14 protein-coding genes are annotated in these 18,429 nt (G+C 70.2%); 8 read left to right on the plus strand and 6 right to left on the minus strand.

All coding sequences use genetic code 11. The features are described 5' to 3' along the window. Positions 1-41: 41 nt before the first annotated feature. Positions 42-2,180, minus strand: a complete 2,139-nt coding sequence (locus ACLQ2O_RS28535) for a fibronectin type III domain-containing protein (protein ID WP_425837055.1) — start codon at positions 2,178-2,180, stop codon at positions 42-44. Between the two features lie 108 nt (positions 2,181-2,288). Here ACLQ2O_RS28535 and ACLQ2O_RS28540 point away from each other — a divergent pair, with 108 nt between their 5' ends. Then, positions 2,289-3,074: an alpha/beta fold hydrolase gene (locus ACLQ2O_RS28540; protein WP_425837058.1), complete on the plus strand. Its 786-nt coding sequence runs from the start codon at positions 2,289-2,291 to the stop codon at positions 3,072-3,074. Between the two features lie 96 nt (positions 3,075-3,170). Next, positions 3,171-4,802, plus strand: coding sequence for a hypothetical protein (locus tag ACLQ2O_RS28545; protein ID WP_425837061.1), 1,632 nt, complete (start codon positions 3,171-3,173; stop codon positions 4,800-4,802). 40 nt (positions 4,803-4,842) lie between these two features. On the opposite strand, the gene ACLQ2O_RS28550 is transcribed toward ACLQ2O_RS28545, so the two are convergent. Continuing rightward, the gene (locus tag ACLQ2O_RS28550) at positions 4,843-6,375 is read right to left on the minus strand and encodes an MFS transporter (protein WP_425837064.1); all 1,533 of its coding nucleotides are present in this window, start codon (positions 6,373-6,375) and stop codon (positions 4,843-4,845) included. 124 nt (positions 6,376-6,499) lie between these two features. Here ACLQ2O_RS28550 and ACLQ2O_RS28555 point away from each other — a divergent pair, with 124 nt between their 5' ends. Both ACLQ2O_RS28555 and ACLQ2O_RS28560 read left to right on the plus strand, forming a co-directional pair. Then, positions 6,500-7,375 (plus strand): LysR family transcriptional regulator, encoded by an 876-nt coding sequence (locus ACLQ2O_RS28555; protein ID WP_425837066.1) that lies wholly within the window; start codon positions 6,500-6,502, stop codon positions 7,373-7,375. 32 nt (positions 7,376-7,407) lie between these two features. Continuing rightward, on the plus strand, positions 7,408-9,183 hold the full coding sequence (locus ACLQ2O_RS28560) for a thiamine pyrophosphate-requiring protein (RefSeq protein WP_425837069.1): 1,776 nt from the start codon (positions 7,408-7,410) through the stop codon (positions 9,181-9,183). 42 nt (positions 9,184-9,225) lie between these two features. Here ACLQ2O_RS28560 and ACLQ2O_RS28565 read toward each other — a convergent pair whose 3' ends face one another. Beyond that, positions 9,226-10,035: a UbiA family prenyltransferase gene (locus tag ACLQ2O_RS28565; protein WP_425837071.1), complete on the minus strand. Its 810-nt coding sequence runs from the start codon at positions 10,033-10,035 to the stop codon at positions 9,226-9,228. Positions 10,036-10,053: 18 nt separating this feature from the next. Here ACLQ2O_RS28565 and ACLQ2O_RS28570 point away from each other — a divergent pair, with 18 nt between their 5' ends. From ACLQ2O_RS28570 to ACLQ2O_RS28580, 3 genes are read left to right on the plus strand one after another with little or no spacing between them, the layout of a single operon-like run. Further along, a complete protein-coding gene (locus ACLQ2O_RS28570) occupies positions 10,054-11,097 on the plus strand; it encodes a type III polyketide synthase (RefSeq protein ID WP_425837074.1) in 1,044 nt (347 codons plus the stop codon). Next, positions 11,097-11,651: an isoprenylcysteine carboxyl methyltransferase family protein gene (locus tag ACLQ2O_RS28575; protein WP_425837076.1), complete on the plus strand. Its 555-nt coding sequence runs from the start codon at positions 11,097-11,099 to the stop codon at positions 11,649-11,651. The genes ACLQ2O_RS28570 and ACLQ2O_RS28575 overlap by 1 nt, the downstream gene beginning before the upstream one ends. Beyond that, positions 11,648-12,748, plus strand: coding sequence for an NAD(P)/FAD-dependent oxidoreductase (locus ACLQ2O_RS28580; protein ID WP_425837078.1), 1,101 nt, complete (start codon positions 11,648-11,650; stop codon positions 12,746-12,748). Before ACLQ2O_RS28575 ends, ACLQ2O_RS28580 begins: the two co-directional genes overlap by 4 nt. Positions 12,749-12,964: 216 nt before the next feature. Here ACLQ2O_RS28580 and ACLQ2O_RS28585 read toward each other — a convergent pair whose 3' ends face one another. After that, the gene (locus tag ACLQ2O_RS28585; protein WP_425837081.1) at positions 12,965-14,521 is read right to left on the minus strand and encodes a helix-turn-helix domain-containing protein; all 1,557 of its coding nucleotides are present in this window, start codon (positions 14,519-14,521) and stop codon (positions 12,965-12,967) included. Positions 14,522-14,611: 90 nt separating this feature from the next. On the opposite strand from ACLQ2O_RS28585, the gene ACLQ2O_RS28590 reads away from it, so the two are divergent. Then, positions 14,612-15,880, plus strand: a complete 1,269-nt coding sequence (locus ACLQ2O_RS28590; RefSeq protein ID WP_425837084.1) for an NAD(P)/FAD-dependent oxidoreductase — start codon at positions 14,612-14,614, stop codon at positions 15,878-15,880. A 912-nt stretch (positions 15,881-16,792) separates the two neighbouring features. On the opposite strand, the gene trxA is transcribed toward ACLQ2O_RS28590, so the two are convergent. Continuing rightward, positions 16,793-17,182, minus strand: a complete 390-nt coding sequence (trxA, locus tag ACLQ2O_RS28595) for a thioredoxin (protein ID WP_425837087.1) — start codon at positions 17,180-17,182, stop codon at positions 16,793-16,795. A gap of 318 nt (positions 17,183-17,500) precedes the next feature. Further along, positions 17,501-18,376, minus strand: coding sequence for an aldo/keto reductase (locus tag ACLQ2O_RS28600; RefSeq protein ID WP_425837089.1), 876 nt, complete (start codon positions 18,374-18,376; stop codon positions 17,501-17,503). Positions 18,377-18,429 lie beyond the last annotated feature (53 nt).

Genomic DNA, 18,429 nt, shown 5'->3' on the forward strand with positions numbered 1-18,429 from the left:
AGACGCGGGGCCGGCCTGAGGAAAGGCCGGCCCCGCACTGACTAGACCGTGATCCAGTCGATGTCGGCGATGTAGCCGTTCGGGTTGCTGATCTTCAGCGCGTTGGTCCCGGCGCTGAGCTTCACCGGCAGGTAGGTGACCTGCGGCGTTCCCCAGTCGTTGTCGCCGAGGCCGTGGTAGTTCACCCAGTACGAGTCGGCGTCGTTCACCGTCAGCATGCTCTGCCGGCTGGTGTCGCCGTCGGTGTAGGCGATCTTCACCAGGTACGTCCCGGTCGTCGGCACGGTGATGCCGTTCAGCGTCACCGACGCGTCGTACCCGAGGTTGCCGATCTTCTGGCCGCCGGAGCACAGCGTGCAGTCACCGGCGCCCGCGTTCCCCGTGAGCGTGCTCGTCGACGCCTCCGCCTCGTACCGGACCGGACCGCTGCCGGACTTCGCCGTGAAGACGCCGGCCGGAGCGCTCGCCTCGGACGACTTGTTGCCCTTCACACCCAACACCGTGAAGGTGTAGGAGGTCTGCGGCAACAAACCCTGCACCGTTGCGCCCGGCGACGAAGCGGTCGCGACCTGCTTGCCGTTGGCAAACACCTGGTACGCCGTGGCGCCGGTGCTCGGCTGCCAGGTCAGCGCGGCCGTCGTACGGCTCACGTCGGTCACGGTCAGATCGGCCGGACGGCTCGGTGAGGCCGACTGGTTCGGCGTGATCTTGAAGAGCTTCGAGCCGTGCGCGGGCAGCGCGGCGCTGACCTTGCCGGAGACGTTGCGCTGGGTCTGACCGGCCCACACGTCGCGGACCGACGCCTTGCCGGACAGCCCGAGCTGGGCGAAGTCGCCGGTCACGGTCGCGGCGGTGTCGGCCAGGTTGAACAGGCCGACCGTGACGCTGCCGTCCGGGTTCTTCGCGTACCAGGTCTGCTGCAGCTGGTTCTGGTTCAGCGGCCGCGCCGGGACGCCGGCCTGGTTGATCGCGATCACCTCGCGGTTGGTCAGCAGCTTCAGCCCGTACGGGTCGAGCTTGGTCAGGTCGTCACCGACGAACAGCGGCGCGGCGTTCATCGCCCAGAAGGTCATGGAGCTCTGGCGCTCGACCTCGGTGATGCCGTCCATCTCGCCGTTGCCGACGTTGATCGCGTCGAGGTTGTTCCAGTGCCCCGGTCCGGCGTCGTCGACCCACTGCGGCAGGTCCCACCAGCGGCCGACCAGCGAACCGTTCCAGCGCACGATCGTGTCGCAGTAGCACTCGACGTCGGTGTCGATCCGCCAGCCGTTCGAGTTCGCCTTCCAGGTCTCGGCGTACCGGTGGCTGAGCGACCACGACAGCGTGTACATCATCGGGCGGCCGGCGTTCTGGACCGCGCGCCACCAGGCCTCGACGTCCTCGGTGTTGTTGTGGTTCGGGTCGTCCGGCGCGCCCTTCCAGGAGCCGGGACCGACGCCGTCCATCTTGAGGAAGTCCACGCCCCAGTCGGCGAACAGGTTCGCGATCGAGTCGGCGTACTTCTGGGCGCACGGACTCGCGTAGTTGATCTTGTACGCCTGGTCCCAGCCGTTCGTGGTGCGCAGGTCGGGGTAGACGATGTCGCGGGTGAAGCAGCCCGGCGCGTTGTGGATCGGGGTGTTGCCTTCGCGGTAGACGTCGAAGCCGAGGCCGACCACGGTGTAGATACCGAACTTGAGTCCGAGCTTGTGGATGTCCTGGCCGACCGCCTTCATGCCGCGCGGGAAGCGCGCGGTGTTCGCGACCGGGCGGCCGTACTCGTCGCCGCCGTTCTGCCAGCCGGCGTCGATGTTGATGTACTCGTAGCCGTACGGCTTGAGCTTGGTGGCCATCGCGTTGGCCTGGGCGAGGATGTTCTTCTCGCTGATGAAGCTGCCCGGGCCGTCGGGGTTCACGCCCGGGTAGTTGGTCGACTGCAGGCTCCAGCTGCTCCAGCCCAGGTACGGCTTGGCTGCGACCTGCGGATGCTTGGCCGGTACGACGGGCTTCGGTGCTTCAGGCCGGACAGCGCCCTGGAAGGCCGAGTCCGGCGCGACCAGCGCGGGCTTGGGTCCCGGCTGGGAGATCGGTGGGGTGCCGGCGTCGGCGGGGGCGATCGCGACGGCTGCCGACACCAGGGCGGCAGTCGCGGTGAGCACGATCGCGGTCCGGCGATGTCGTCCGGGCGGGGGGACTGGCATGCGGGGATTCCTCCGTCTCGAGGCGGGGAGCGGGTGCGGCCGAGCCTAGGATCGTTAATTTACGGGGTCAAGTAACAAGCGCCGATAACTCTGCGTAGGGTTCGCCGTATGCATCTGTACGCCGAGCGCCGCGGCTCCGGTGAGTCCCTGCTGCTGATCATGGGCATGGCCGGCCACCACCGGATCTGGGGCGAGCCGTTCCTCGCCGGGCTCGCCCGGCACTTCGAGGTACTGACGTTCGATCAGCGCGGGATCGGGACGAGTGATCGCGCTCCCGGGCAGTTCAGTACGGCGGACCTCGCGGACGATGCCGCCCGGGTGATGGACGAGGCCGGGTGGGCGGACGCGCACGTGTTCGGGATCTCGCTGGGCGGGATGGTCGCGCAGGAGCTGGTGCTCAACCATCGCGAGCGGGTGCGGAGGTTGACGCTGGGGTGCACGTCGCCGGGCGTCGGGTCCGGTGAACGCCGTGACGACTCGGCGCGGGGCGCTCCGGGGATCGGCCCCGGGCCTGAGCGGATGCTGGCCGCGATGCGGTCCGGGCGGGAGGCGACGGTGCTGCGGACCGGTTTCGAGGTGAACCTGTCGGCCGGGTTCGCCGCCGATCCGGCGCACTTCGCGGCGTACCAGGAGGACGCGCTCGCGGCGCGGGTGCCGGTGCCCGTGGTCGCGATGCAGTTCCAGGCGGCGCTGCAGCACAACGCCGTCGGCCGGTTGCCGCTGCTCGACGTCCCGGCGCTGGTGATCCACGGGACCGCCGACCAGATGATCCTGCCGACCGAGGGGGAGCGACTGGCCGGGCTGATCCCGGGGGCGCGGTTGGAGCTGCTCGAAGGCGCGGGGCATCTGTTCTGGCGCGAACAGCCCGAGCGGGTGATCGAGCTGCTCACCTGACCTGGCTGTTCCATCAGAACTTCATCCCTTGACCGCCGTTGCCGCGCTGGTTAGCTTCATGGGAAATCGATTTCTCCCGCCGCCCCGGAGGTCATCGTGAGAAAACCCGTCCTAGCGCTCGCTGCTGTCCTGCTGCTTTCCACGCTCTCCGCACCGGCTCCGGCGGCCGTGACCGCCTCGCCGCCCGAGAGCACTTTCTTCTCCACCGTCCAGGTCGACGCCGGCGCCACCGTCGGCGCACCCGCGATCGGCGACGACCGTGACCACGGCGACCTGTGGCCGAACTGCTGGTCCGACGACGACCAGGTCTACGCGGCGTACGGCGACGGCATCGGCTTCGGTACGACGGGCAGCGACATCGGCGTCACCCGGATCTCCGGCCTGCCCGGCAGCCTGAGCGGCGCGCAGTTGGCCAGTGGCGATCAGGTCGGCAAGGTGTGGACCGCCAACCACTCGCGCAAACCGACCGGCATGGCCTGCGTCGGCGGCGCGCTCTACCTCGCCGTCCAGGACCTCGCCTTCGACTTCGACGACGCACCCGCCGCGACCATCGCGAAGTCGGTCGACAAGGGCCGGACCTGGACCTTCGACCGGGCCGCGCCGATGTTCGGCGGGTCGAAGTTCACGACGATCTTCTTCCTCGACTACGGCAAGGACAACGTGAACAGCCCCGACGGGTACGTCTACGCGTACGGGCTGGACAACAACTGGCGCGACTCGTTCTCGAACCGGGTCCCGGATCCGGTCGACCTGTGGCTCGCGCGGGTGCCGGCCGCGAGCGTGCAGCACCGGGCGGCCTGGCAGTTCTACGCCGGGGCCGACGGCAATGGTGTGCCGCGGTGGAACGCCGACCTCGACACGCGGGTCGCCGTACTGCACGACGATCGGCACGTCTACCAGAACGTCGGTACGCCGGGCCGGGCGCGGGACATGACGACGCTCAGCCAGGGCGGGGTCGTCTACAACAAGCCGCTCAACCGCTACATCTACACGTCGTGGACCGAGTACACCTTCGAGTTCTACGAGTCGGCGACGCCGTGGGGGCCGTGGCAGCGGTTCACCCCGAAGGACTTCGGCGGCTATCCGTGGACGCACGCCAAGCACGGCGGCTACGCGACGACGATCCCGTCGAAGTACATCAGCGCGGACGGCCTGAGCCTGTGGCTGCAGTCGAACGTCTGCCCGTGCGGCGGCGGGGTGAGCGACCGGTGGGCGTACACGTTCTCGCTGCGGCGGATCGGGCTGACGCCCTCGGTGCCGTCGACGCCGGGCAACGGGCTCGATGCCGCCCGGAACCTTTCGCGTGAGGCCGGTACGGTCCCGGTCGAGCGGGCGACCCACTTCGGTCAGCTGATCCTTGCCGACGGCAACCGGGTGCAGAGCGAGGACGACTGGAACGACGAACGCAAGCCGCTGAGCTGGTGGGGGTCGACCTGGCCGCGGAGCTACAACGTCAACCAGCTCGTCTACACGACGGGGAAGATGTTCGGTGACGGCGGCTGGTTCGCCTCGGCGCCACGGGTGCAGGTCCGGCGGGGTGGGGTGTGGACCGACGTGACCGGGCTGAGCGCCAGCCCGGCGTACCCGACGAGCGCGGCGGCGGGGACCAACCGGACCTACACCTTCAGCTTCGCCCCGACCTCGGGCGACGGCGTCCGGCTGATCGGCGTGCCGGGTGGGCCCCAGACGTTCACGTCGGTTGCCGAGCTGGAGGCCTACTACCGCTGAACCGCCGACCAGTCGGCAGCTGACTGGTCGGCGGTTGTCTTCAGCGGTGCAGCGGCTTGCGGCGGGTTCTTGTGGTGGTGGTGTGGCGGTCCGTCCGCTGGTACCTGCGGCGGGCCAGCGTGAAGGGGCGGGGTTTGGACGGGATGGGCGGCTCGGGGCGGATGAGTTGGATGGGAAGCTGCTCCAGGCCGAGGCGGACCGGCGGTTGGCGCCACGGCGAACGGGTGCCGCGGACAACGACCACCCGGAAGCGGCCCGCCCTCGCCAGCTTGATGCCGATGGCAACAGTCGCCACCGCGGGGATCAGACCGGCGAGCAGCAGGCTGGTCCGCGCGCCGAAGTGCTCGGCGATCGCGCCGACGGTCGGTCCGCCGATCGCGCCGCCGCCGATGAACACCAGGTTGTAGATCCCGGCGACCCGGCCGCGGAGCCCGTCCGGAGTGGTGAGCTGCACCATCGACTGCGCCGCGGTGAGGAACATCAGCGTCGCCATCCCGAGTGCGCACAGCAGCGGCAGGAACGTCCAGAGCGACGGCTGGATCGCCGCCAGGATCTCCGTCACCGCCAGGATCGACGCGATCCCGACCAGGTTGCGCAGCCGGGTCGGCCGGATCCGCCGGGCCGACAGCAGCGCTCCGGCCAGGGAACCGACCGCGACGACGGAGTTCAGTACGCCGTACCCGGTGGCGCCGGTGTGCCAGACGACGTCAGCGAACGCCGTCAGCGTGACCGGCAGACTGATCGTGAACATGCCGAAGATGCCGACCAGCACGATCGCCCAGCGCACGGCCGGCTCGTGGAAGGCGTACCGCACACCGTCCCGCAGCCCGTCGCGGATCCGCAGACCCTGACCGGCCTTCCGGGCGGCCTGGAGTCCCGGCATCTCGCTCTCGCGCATCATCAGCAGCGCCGAGATCGAGCCGAAGAACGTGATCGAGTTCAGCGCGAACGCCCAGCCGGCGCCGATCGTGCCGAGCATCGCGCCGCCCAGCGCGGGACCGATCAGGCCGCCGAGCTGGAACGTGGACGAGACCATGCTGATCGCGTTGCGCAGCCGCGCCTTGCCGACCAGTTCGTTGACGAACGACTGGCGGGTGGGGTTGTCGACGGCGGTCGCCAGGCCGAGCACCAGCGCGAGCGTGTAGACCTGCCAGACCCGCACCTCGCCGGTGAAGGCGAGCACAGCCAGTACGCCGGCCAGCGCGCCCATCGTCGACTGGGTGACGAGCAGGATCTTGCGCTTGGGGAAACGGTCGGCGATCACGCCGCCGTACAGGCCGAGCAGGAGGGTGGGCAGGAACTGCAGTGCGGTGGTGATGCCGACCGCGGTGGCGCTGCCGGTGAGGGTCAGGACCAGCCAGTCCTGCGCGATGCGCTGGACCCAGCCGCCGGTCGAGCTGACGAACAGGCCGCTGACGAGGAGCCGGAAGTTGCGGACCTCGAGAGCGCTGAAGGTCTCCCGGAAACCGGGGCGGCGCTGGGTCGGCGGCAGTTCGCCCGGTGTGGTCCGCGGAGTGGAACGGTGGGTGTGGAAATCGGGGGCAGGGACAGAACCGGTGGCCCGGGTGGTCAAGAGTCAACCCTTTGGAAGTGGACGTGTCAGGGGAGGTCTGTCCCATCCTCACCGGTCCGGGCCGGATTCTCATAACGAATTACTCCTATTAGTCTTATTACGACCCGTGATGAGAGGGAAATCGATGGCCTACGATCCGGACCAGCTGCGCACGTTCCTCGCGGTGGCGCAGTCGCTGAGCTTCACCCAGGCCGCCGAACGGCTGGGCATCCGGCAGCCGACGGTGAGTCAGCACATCCGCAAGCTGGAGGCGGCGGTCGGGCGGCCGCTGTTCGTGCGCGACACCCGGACGGTGACGCTGACCGCGGACGGCGAGGCGATGGCCGGCTTCGCGCGGACGATCCTGGCCGCGCACGAGGAGGCCGTCGGCTACTTCACCGGCTCGGAGTTGCGCGGCCGGCTGCGCTTCGGCGTCACCGACGACCTCGCGCTGACCCCGCTGCCGCGGATCCTGCGCGACTTCCGGCAGCTCTACCCGCGGATCGACCTGGAGCTGACCGTCGCCCAGAGCCCGAACCTGCTGCGCCGCGTCGAGTCGGGTCACCTCGACCTGGCGTACGTGAAGCACTCGGTCGGCGCCGCGTCCGAGCCCAACGGCCGGCTGGTACGTCGCGACCCGCTCGTCTGGGCCGGCATCTCCGGGACCCGCATCGCTCCGGACGGTCCCGTCCCGCTGGTCGCCTACCAGGCGCCGAGCCTGAGCCGGATGCTCGGCGTACAGACCCTGGAGAGCGTCGGCCGGCCGTACCGGGTGACCTGCATCGTCCGCGGCGTCAACGGAGTCCTCGCCGCCGTCCGTGCGGGCCTGGGGATCGCGATCTTCGCCCACTCGCTGATGCCCGCCGACCTGGTCGAACCGCCGCCGAGCGCCGGCCTGCCGGAGCTGCCGTCGATCGACCTGGTCCTGATCACCAACCCCCGAGCGGCGAAGGAGCCCGCCGAAGCCCTCACCGCGGCAATCCTCGGCAGCAACGCCCCGCTGAAGCCGTCCAGCAACTGAATACTGCGCACGTCCAAGGGCACAGGGACCTCATGGCTACCACCGTGGGCGACTACCTGTTGGAACGACTTCGGGAGTGGGAGGTCGACACCGTCTTCGGCTACCCCGGTGACGGGATCAACGGGCTGCTCGCCGCCTGGACCCGGGCCGAGGGCCCGCGGTTCATTCAGTCGCGCCATGAGGAGATGTCCGCGTTCCAGGCCGTCGGGTACGCGAAGTTCACCGGCCGTGTGGGCGTCTGCGTGGCGACCTCCGGACCGGGCGCGATTCACCTCCTGAACGGCCTGTACGACGCCAAGCTCGACCACGTCCCGGTCGTCGCGATCGTCGGCCAGACGAACCGGTCGGCGATGGGCGGCTCGTACCAGCAGGAAGTCGACCTGCACAGCCTCTTCAAGGACGTGGCCGGCGAGTTCCTGGAGACGGTCACCGTCCCGGAGCAGCTCCCGAACGTGCTCGACCGCGCCATCCGTACGGCGCTGAGCCGGTCCGCGCCGACGGCGATCATCATCCCGGCCGACGTCCAGGAGTTGGAGTACACCCCGCCCGAGCATGCCTTCAAGATGGTGCCGTCGAGCCTCGGGTTCGACCCCGGGGTCCAGGCGCCGGACCCGGACGCCGTACGACGCGCCGCCGAGCTGATCAACGCGGGCGAGCGCGTCGCCGTACTGGTCGGGCAGGGCGCCCGTGGAGCACGCGCCGAGGTCGAGGAGCTGGCGGAGATCCTCGGCGCCGGCGTCGCGAAGGCGCTGCTCGGCAAGGACGTGCTGAGCGACCACCTTCCGTACGTGACCGGCTCGATCGGCCTGCTCGGCACGCGGCCGTCGTACGAGCTGATGACGAACTGCGACACGCTGCTGACGATCGGCTCGAGCTTCCCGTACTCCCAGTTCCTGCCCGAGTTCGGCAAGGCCAAGGCCGTCCAGATCGACGCCGACGCGTCGATGATCGGCATGCGGTACCCGTACGACGTGAACGTGGTCGGCGACGCCGCGACCACGCTGCGCGCGCTGATCCCGCTGCTGGAAGGCAAGGAGGACCGGTCCTGGCGGGAAGGCGTCGAGGCGGGCGTCGAGCGCTGGTGGAAGGTGATGGCGGGCGCGGCGCACGTGGATGCCGACCCGGTGAACCCGCAGCGCCTGTTCCACGAGTTCTCCGAACGACTGCCCGACGACTGCATCGTCGTCGCCGACTCCGGGTCGGCCGCCGACTGGTACGCGCGTCAGCTCCGCTTCACCGACACGACCCACGGCTCGCTGTCCGGCACCCTCGCGACGATGGGCTCGGCCGTCCCGTACGGTATCGGCGCGAAGTTCGCCCACCCCGGCAAGCCGGTCGTCGCGTTCTCGGGCGACGGTGCGATGCAGATGAACGGCCTGGCCGAGCTGATCACGATCAAGCGCTACTGGCAGGAGTGGGCCGACCCACGCCTGGTGATCGCCGTACTGCACAACAACGACCTCAACCAGGTCACCTGGGAGATGCGGTCGTTGCAGGGCGCACCGAAGTTCCCCGACTCGCAGACGCTGCCCGAGGTCGACTACGCCGGCTTCGCGCAGTCGGTCGGACTGCTGGGGATCGCTGTCAGGAAACCTGACGAGCTGGCCGCCGCCTGGGACAACGCGCTCGCCGCCGACCGGCCGACGGTACTCGACGTGTACTGCGACCCGGACGTCCCGCCGATCCCGCCGCACGCGAGCTGGGACCAGATCACCAAGATCACCGAGTCGCTGTGGAAGGGCGACGAGGACCGCTGGGGCGTGCTCAAGGAAGGCGTGAAGACGAAGTTCCAGGAGCTCCGGCCGTGAGCCTCACAACGTCTCGCGGCGGACGACCTTCGGCCGTGTCCGTCAGAGTGCGTCGCCGCGGACGACGAGGACGACGACGCTGACCACCGCCACGCCGATGGTGACCAGGAACGGCGCCTGCTTCCAGGCCACGATCACGACCAGCAGGACGGCGACGACGCCGAGCGCGATCCAGCCGGTCGCGCCGACCGGGCCTGCCGGCGCGACCGTGAGCAGGACGGTGGCGACGGCCAGGGGGAAAGGTGCGAGGAGCCGCGCGGCCTGGCCGAGCCGCTGCGGCCATCCTCGTACGCCGGTCGCCAGGTCGTCGGCGAGATCCGGTACGACGTTCGCGAGGTGCGCGCCGACCCCGAGCAACGCGGTCGCCGCTGTCGCCCACCACGGAGCCCAGTCCCCGCTGGTGCCGAGCGTGACGAACGACGGCAGCGCGCCGAACGCCACGGCGTACGGAAGCCAGGACACGGGGGTCGACTTGAGCCCGAGGTTGTACCCCCAGGCGCAGGCGACGAACAGCAGATGGGCCAGCCCGGCCAGGACGCCGTTCGCGAGCGAGACCGGGATCGTGACGACCAGCGCGACGACCGCGGCGATCCACAACGTACGGCGCCCGACGAGTCCCAGGACGACAGGCTTGTCACGCCGGTTCACAATGGAGTCGCGGGCGGCATCTATCGCGTCATTGCTCCAGCCGATCGAGAGGTGGCCGGTGAGGATGGTTGCGGCAACGAGGAGAGATCCGGCGAGGCCGCGGCCCGCGGACCAGGCGACAGCGGTGACCAGGGCGGTGACGGCAACGGTCGGGCCGGGATGGCAGGCCAGCGCCAGTCCTTTGACAGTTCCGGCGCGGCTCACCGAAGCAACGATGCCACGATGAGCCGGATCGCCGCGGTACAGGCCGCGTTGCCGCCGTACCGGTACCAGCAGGCCGAGCTCACGGAGGCGTTCGCGGAGCTGTGCCTGCCCGACGGCAAGGGGCTCGCGCTGCTGCGCCGGCTGCACGCGAACGCGGGGGTCTCGTCACGGCACCTCGCGATCCCGCTCGAGCAGTACGGCGAGTTGAAGGACTTCGGCGCGGCCAACGACGCGTGGATCGCGGCGGCGGTCGACCTCGGGGCCGAGGCGGTGAGCGGGGCGCTGGCGGCGGCGGGGTTGTCGGTGTCGGACGTGGATCTGCTGATGTTCACCACCGTGACCGGGGTGGCGGCGCCGTCGATCGACGCGCGGGTCGCGATGCGGCTCGGGCTGCGCGAGGACGTGAAGCGGCTGCCGCTGTTCGGGCTCGGGTGCGTCGGGGGAGCGGCGGGGATCGCCCGCATGCACGATTACCTGACCGCGTGGCCCGGGCACGTCGCCGTACTGCTGTCGGTGGAGCTGTGCTCGCTGACCTTGCAGCGGGACGACTCGTCGTTGCCCAATCTGGTGGGCGGGGCGCTGTTCGGTGATGGTGCCGCGGCTGTCGTCATGACTGGTTCCGAGCGGCCGGGTGCAGGGCCGTCGGTGGTGGCGACGCGGAGCCGGCTCTACCCGGACTCCGAGCGGGTGATGGGGTGGGACGTCGGGTCGGGCGGGTTCCGGATCGTGCTCGGGGCCGACGTACCGGAGGTGGTGCGTCAGTACCTCGGCGGCGATGTGCGGGAGTTCTTGGCGTCGTACGGGCTGACCGTGCCGGAGATCGGGACGTGGGTGAGCCATCCGGGTGGGCCGAAGGTGCTGGAGGCGGTCGCGGAGACGCTTTCCTTGCGGCCAGGGGCGCTCGACCTGACGTGGAAGTCGCTCGATGCGGTCGGCAACCTGTCGTCGTCCTCGGTGCTGCACGTGCTCGGTGACACCATGAGCCTGGATCCTGCAGGTCCGGGTGTGTTGCTCGCGATGGGCCCGGGATTCTGTTCCGAGCTCGTCCTGATGGAGTGGTGATGGACACGTCGTTGTGGTGGTACGTCGTACTCGTGCTCCTGGTCGGCCTGGAACGGGTCGCCGAGCTGGTCGTGTCGTTGCGGAACGCCGCGTGGAGCTTCGGGCAGGGCGGGGTGGAGTCCGGGAAGGGGCACTACCCGTTCATGGTGGTGCTGCACACCGGGCTGCTGGCCGGGTGCCTGGTCGAGGCGATCGTTGCCGACCGCCCGTTCGTACCCGCGCTGGGGTGGACGATGCTCGCGGTCGTGGTGCTGGCGCAGGGGCTGCGGTGGTGGTGCATCGGGACGCTCGGACGGCAGTGGAACACGCGGGTGATCGTCGTACCGGGGTTGTCTTTGGTTGCTCGCGGCCCCTATCGGCTGATCCGGCACCCGAACTACGTGGCGGTCGTGCTGGAGGGGATCGCGCTGCCGCTGGTGCACACGGCGTGGGTGACGGCGGTCGTGTTCACTGTGCTGAACCTGCCGTTGCTCGCGGTCCGGATCCGGGCGGAGGAGACGGCACTGGACACCGCACTGACCCGCAGCGGACCGGCCGGTACGCCGGCGTCGTGATCGATCTCCTCGTCGCCGGCGCAGGCCCCGCGGGCGCCGCGACGGCGATCCGGGCGGCGCTGGCCGGGCTCGAGGTTGTTGTGGTCGAGCCCCGTGAGGGGCCGATCGACAAGGCATGCGGGGAGGGGATCGCGCACAGCGCTGCTGAGTACCTGCGGCGCTTGGGGGTGGAGGTCGAGGGCCGGCCGTTCCATGGCATTCGGTATCTCGATGCCTCGCACTCGGTCGACGCCCGCTTCCGCGCGGGACCGGGCCTTGGGGTGCGCCGTACGGAGCTCCAGCGGGGGTTGCGAGGCCGCTTGGATGAGCTGGGTGTTGCGGTGGTCCGCGCCCGGGTCAGCGAGGTTGTGCAGTCGGCGTCCTCGGTTACTGCCGGCGGGTACACCGCCCGCTATCTGGCCGCGGCCGACGGTTTGCACTCACCGATCCGCCGGCAGCTTATGCTCAGGGCCGACGCCACTGCCCGCGCCTTCGGCGCGTCAGACCCCGCCCGTATCCCCTCCTCTTACCCCCGGGCCGCCCGCCCCGCAGGGGCGGGCGGCCCGGGTTTGGTCCGGCGGGGCCTCCGGCAACATTTCTTCGTCCGCCCGTGGTCCGACCTGGTCGAGGTCTACTGGTCCTCCCTCGGCGAGGCCTACGTGACGCCCGTCGCCGACGACCTCGTCGGTGTCGCCGTGCTCACCTCGGCGCGCGGCTCCTTCGACGAACACCTCCGCGCCTTCCCCCGCCTCCTCGCCCGCCTCGGCGACGCGGCGCCCGCGTCCGGCGTACTGGGTGCTGGGCCACTGCGTCAGCGAGTCCGACGCCGCGTCGCGGGACGTGTCCTGCTGGTCGGTGACTCCGCCGGCTACGTCGACGCACTCACCGGCGAGGGGATCGCCGTGGCGCTGCGCACCTCGGCCGAGCTCGTCGACTGCGTCGCCGCCGATCGCCCGGAGGACTACGAGGCCGCCTGGCGCCGCGTCTCCTGGGAGTGCCGCGCGCTCACCGCATCGTTGCTCTGGGCCCGCAACAGGTCGTTGCTCGCTCCCCGTATCGTCCCGGCCGCGGCCGCGCTCCCGGGCGTCTACGGCGCGATCGTCAACCGCCTGACGTGAAAGGCCCCGGCAACCGCCGGACGTGAAGGGGCCCGGCGATCGCTCAGACAATCGCCGGGCCCAGAGGCTCGGGCTCCCTGGTGAAGAGTCCGAACCGTCGGCCCAGCCTCCTGGTGAAAGGCTGGGACGTCTTCGTGATCAGTACTTTTCCACCCGGATGTTGCCCATCGATTGCCGGAATGTGAAGCCTTGTTACGTAGCGCTGTGGCGAACGTCTCAGTGCTCGGTGCGCACCGACGCGATCTGCAGCTGCAGCGCGAGCCGTTCGCGCGGGTCCGCCAGGTCGAGCCGCGCGATCTCCCCGATCCGCTTCATCCGGTGCCGCAGGGTGTTGGTGTGCAGGTGCAGGTCCTTCGCGGCCTGTTGCGGCTGTCCGGGATGGTTCAGCCACGCCTCCAGCGTGTCGACGAACGCGGTGTCGTTCTCGATGTCGTGCCGCAGCAGCGTGGCCAGCGGCCCGTCCATCTTGGTGGTGTCGAGCGAGGTGACCGCCCGGTGAACAGTCAGCACGTGCCAGGCCTGCTCGACCCGCAGCGCCGGACCGCGCGCGACACCACGCCGTACGAGGTTGAGAAGCTCCACCGCCTCGGCCCGCGAGCTCGGGAGGTCAGCGGGGTAGCGGGCGCGACCTCCGGCGGCGGCCGCCGTACCGGGGGTGTCCTTGGCCTGGTCGCCGACCAGCTTGCGCAGCCAGCGCCAGGAGCCGGGGACTGCCTCACCGTCGGAGACCACGGCGAACACCGTGCTGTCCAGGTCGGCCAGCAGCGGCTCACTCCAGCCGTGGCGGCGGCCCAGCGACTCCCAGAGGTCCAGCTGCTGCGGTACGTCGTACCCGTCGGGTGAACTCAGTGCGACCACCCGCCAGGGCGCCGACGGGAGTCTGACCTCAACCGGCGCCTCTGGGGAGAACTGCCTGAGCACAGTGCGCAGACGGTCGATCGCTGACCGCCTGGCGACGTCTGCCTGTGCCCGCAGCCGCAGCAGGTGGAGTGCGAGCACCGATGCGGCGTTGCTGAGCTCCTCGGTGACCTCTTTACTTACGGGACCGTCTACTACCGCCCAGATCGAGCCCAGCCACTCCCCACCAGCCCTGACCGGTACGACGAGCCGCGGGCGGATACCGTTCGGCCCGTCGGGCACCAGGAACGGTTCACTCGACCGGGCCAGCCGCCGGAAGATGCCCCGCGCCCGGAAGTGGGCGATGACCTCAGCGGGCACCCGGCGCCCGACGATGGTCGACACCCGGGTCGGGTCGGTGTCGGACAGGTCCTGCTGGGAGGAGTAGGCCAGCACCCGCGACTGGTTGTCCTCGATGGTCACCGGCGCGTCCACGATCGCAGCGGCCGCGTCAGCCAGGGCAAACAGCTCCTGGTGGACTCCGGCGTCCCCAGCGGCGGGGGAGTCCGGTGCGGCCGCCCGGTCGATCACTCCGCGGAGCAGCCAGACCACGTGCGCCCAGGTCACGGTCGGCTGGAGTGCGATGAGCGTGAGCAGCCAGCGCTCCGCCGTAGCCACTACCTCCGGCTCCCGCGCCAGACCGGTCCGCAGTACGACGCCGGACGCGTTGCCGGCCGCACAGCGCTCCAGGAGCTCGACCGCCTCCTCGGCGTTGCGCAGACCGAGCCCCAGGACCAGGTCACCGGGGCCACCGGTCGCCGGTTCCTGCGGATCGGCGAGGAAAACGTCCCGCACCTCACCGTCGCCCTGACCCGCGATGACGGTCTCGAACAGGGCTGGGCCGACGGCAACGACCAGGTCAGGCGCGGTGATCATAAGGTTATTGTGCTCTGCGCACTGTCATTTGCTCCAGCAGTGGTGCGATCGCACCATGACAGCGCTCCGGGACCGGCGCACCATCGAAACATGGTCGCTGCTGGTTCAACCACACACATCGTCCCCGACCGGGTCGCCGTTGTCGGCGCCGGCATGGTGGGCCTCGCCACCGCCTGGTTCCTCCAGGAGCGCGACATCGAGGTCACCGTGTACGACCGTGAAGGTGTCGCCGCGGGAGCGTCCTGGGGCAACGCGGGCTGGCTCACGCCGGGTCTCGCGACCCCGCTGCCGGAGCCCGCGGTGCTCAAGTACGGCGTACGCGCCGTGCTGAGCCCGTCCTCGCCGGTCTACGTACCGCCGACCGCGAGCCCGCGGCTGCTGTCCTTCCTGACCCGGTTCGCTCGCAACAGCACCGCCGGGCGCTGGAAGACGGCGATGGAGTCGCTGGTCCCGATCAACCGGCAGTCCCTGAGCGCCTTCGACCTGCTGGCCAAGGCCGGTGTCGAGGCCGAGACGTACGAGGCCAAGTCGTTCCTCGCGGCGTACCGGACCGCTGAAGAACGTTCGGTGCTGCTGGAGGAGATCGAGCAGATCCACGCCGCCGGGCAGGGCATCGAGTTCGAGGCCATCACCGGCGACGACGCCCGGGAGATCGAGCCGTCTCTGTCGGACGAGATCGGCGCGGCGATCCGGCTGCACGGCCAGCGCTTCATCAACCCCGGCGACTACGTCAAGCTGCTCGCCGACTCGGTCGTCGCCCGCGGCGGCCGGATCCTCACCGGCGCGAACGTCGCCGACATCGTCGACGGGATCCGCGACACCCGCGTGGTCACCGCCGACGGCGAGAGCGAGCAGTACGACGCGGTCGTGATGGCGACCGGCGCGTGGCTCGGCGACCTGGCGCGGCGGTTCGGCGTCAGGACCGTCGTACAGGCTGGTCGGGGGTACTCGTTCAGTGTCCCGATCGAGCACGTACCGGCCGGACCGGTGTACTTCCCGGCGCAGCGGATCGCCTGCACGCCGCTGGGTGACCGCCTCCGGGTGGCCGGGATGATGGAGTTCCGCAAGCCCGACGCGAAGCTCGACCCGCGCCGGATCGACGCGATCGTCGAGGCCGCCCGTCCGCTGCTGCGTGACGCCGACCTGGACGCCCGCACCGACGAGTGGGTGGGACCGCGCCCCTGTACGCCGGACGGCCTGCCGCTGATCGGTGCCACCTCGTCCCCGCGGGTCTTTGCCGCCGGCGGGCACGGGATGTGGGGCATCACCCTCGGCCCGGTCACCGGTCAGCTCCTGGCCGAGACCATCACCACCGGCCGCCGCCCCGCCGAGCTGGCGCCCTTCGACCCACTCCGCTGACTTTCGCGGCGGATCGCACCCAGCGACCCGCCCCTGACCCGGGCCGTGGCGACACCTCACCGCCACGACCCACCCCGGCCGGCCAGAGATCTCTGCCCCGGCCCCACCCGCCTCCAGCGCGGGCGCCCGACCCGCTCTCTCCTCGAGCGGCGCACGACCCCCGTCCACCTCAAAACGGGGCGCACCACCTCCGCCATGCCTTGGGCGGAGCGCACGACCCCCGTCCACCTCAAAACGGGGCGCACCACCTCCGCCATGCCTTGGGCGGAGCGCACCACTCCCGTAACACCTCAACGGGACGCACCACCCCGCCGGACCGTCGGCGGAGCAGGAACCCGCCGGACCCTCGGCGGGACGCACCACCCCCGCCGGACCCTCGGCGAGGCGCACCACTCCCCGTCCCTGCGCGGGAGGCACCACCCGTTCAGCAGCGAGCGGGCGCACCACCGCTCAACTCAACAGTGGACAGTCACAACACCGTTCACCCTTGACGAGCGGCAGCACCAAGCCCGTCCCTGCACGGGCACGACCACCGCTCGCGCCTGGAGCGGAAGCACCACCCGTTCCCTGCGAGCGGCGCACCACCCGCCTTCGGGCGGCAGCACCACCCCACTCGCGCCTGGAGTGGGCAGCACCAAGTCCGCCATGCGGGGCGGACCAGAACAACGGGCCCCGGCTGCGCCTGAGCCGGCCCGGCACCACCCGCTCGACCCTGAGCGGCAACCCGTCCCTTCCGGGACGGAGCGCACCACCCGCCCCCTGTGGCGGTAGCACCACCCGACCGGGCAACCCCGAGACCGGTCCCGAGAGCGTGGTTCCCACCAGCACCTGGGAACCACGCTCTCGTCGTACGACAACAAGGCCCTGGTCCCGTCGGTTTCGACGGGACCAGGGCCTTTGTGCTGCGAGAAACTAGTGCGTGTGCGGCTCAGTGCCGTGCTCGGCCTCGTGGGCCGCGATCTGGGCGCGGACCTCTTCCATGTCCACCGCACGCAGCTGGCTGATCAGGTCCTCCAGCGCCGGCGCCGGGAGCGCACCCGGCTGCGAGTACAGGACGACGCCGTCCCGGACGGCCATAAGCGTGGGGATCGACCGGATCTCGAACGCCTGCGCCAGCTCGACCTGGGCCTCGGTGTCCACCTTGCCGAAGGTGATGTCGGAGTGCTCCTCCGACGACTTCTCGAACACCGGTCCGAACATCTTGCACGGACCGCACCACTCCGCCCAGAAGTCCACCAGGACGAGCCCGTCGGAACCGACGACCTCGTCGAAGTTCTGCTGGGACAGCTCGACCGTTGCCACTTCGACCTCCGAAGAATAGGGAATACGCGCTGTTCAACACCGACGGCACCGCCAGTGTTCCCACGGCCGGCCCGGTACCCCGGCAAGCGCCGTACCAGCCTCACACATCCCACCGCGCGCTCACACCTCGCACTGCCTCGAACACCCTCCGCACCGACCGCCCGGTACGACGACCGACCCATCCGATCAGTTGCCTCAACCGAACAACTGATTCACGTGCGGCGAGACGCCGGACTGGAACGCATCGTCCCGGGGCACACTGCCCCACCGAGGGATCTGCCCTTCCCAGCCCGGCGCGGGCCGTGTTCGGTAGGGGGATCAGATCGGGATGTCGACGAACGGAGACGCGTAGTCGTGGACCTCGTCCAGGATCGCCGCAGCCGCTTGCGGTGTCAGCTCGGCCCGTTCCTTCTCGGCGGTCACCATCTGCCGCAGCAGCCGGGTCTCGCCGGCTGTCGCCAGTCCGGTGATCTCCGGGTGCCCGTTGAGCAGCCAGGCCGTCGCGGCCGTGATGTAGCGCTGCTCGTCGAACGGCCGGTACCAGGTGTCGTACGTCTTCTCCTCGCCGTCGTGCCAGTTCCGCCGGGCGATCATCTTGATCGTCATCAGGGCCGCGTCGGAGGCCTGCACGGCCTCGACCAGCGCCGCGTAGTCGTCGGCGTACTGCGGGTCGGTCGAGAGCCGGTAGTTCAGCGGCGTCAGCACCGAGTCGAAGTCGAACCGCCGCAGCCCCTCCCGGTGCACGGCCGGCGCCTGCGCGGTGTGCCCGGTGATGCCGATCGCACCGACCATGCCCTCCTCCTTGGCCCGTACGGCGGCCTCCAGCGACCCGCCCTTCCCGGTCACCAGGTCGAGGTTCTCGAAGTCGCAGACCGCGTGCATCTGGATCAGGTCGACCCGGTCGGTCTGCAGCCGCTCCAGCGAACGGTTGATCTCCGCCCAGGCTTCGTCGTACGTGCGTCGTCCGGTCTTGGTCGCGAGGAAGATCCGGTCCCGGATCTCGCCCATTCGCGGCCCGAGCCGCAGCTCCGCGTCGCCGTAGTCGGCGGCGACGTCGAAGTGGTTGACGCCGGCCTCCAGCGCCTCCTGGATCGAGGCGTCGGCGGTGTCCTGATCGACCCCTCCGAGCGCCGCGGCGCCGTAGATGAGGACCGAACTGCGGTGCTCCAGCCGTCCCAGCCGTCGAGTCTCCATGCCAGTCCTTCCACCAGTCCTTCAGGGTGCTGCCACAAGGGTCAGCGAAGTCA

Origin of the sequence: Kribbella sp. DT2, from assembly GCF_049844575.1 — a bacterium.
GTDB lineage: Bacteria > Actinomycetota > Actinomycetes > Propionibacteriales > Kribbellaceae > Kribbella.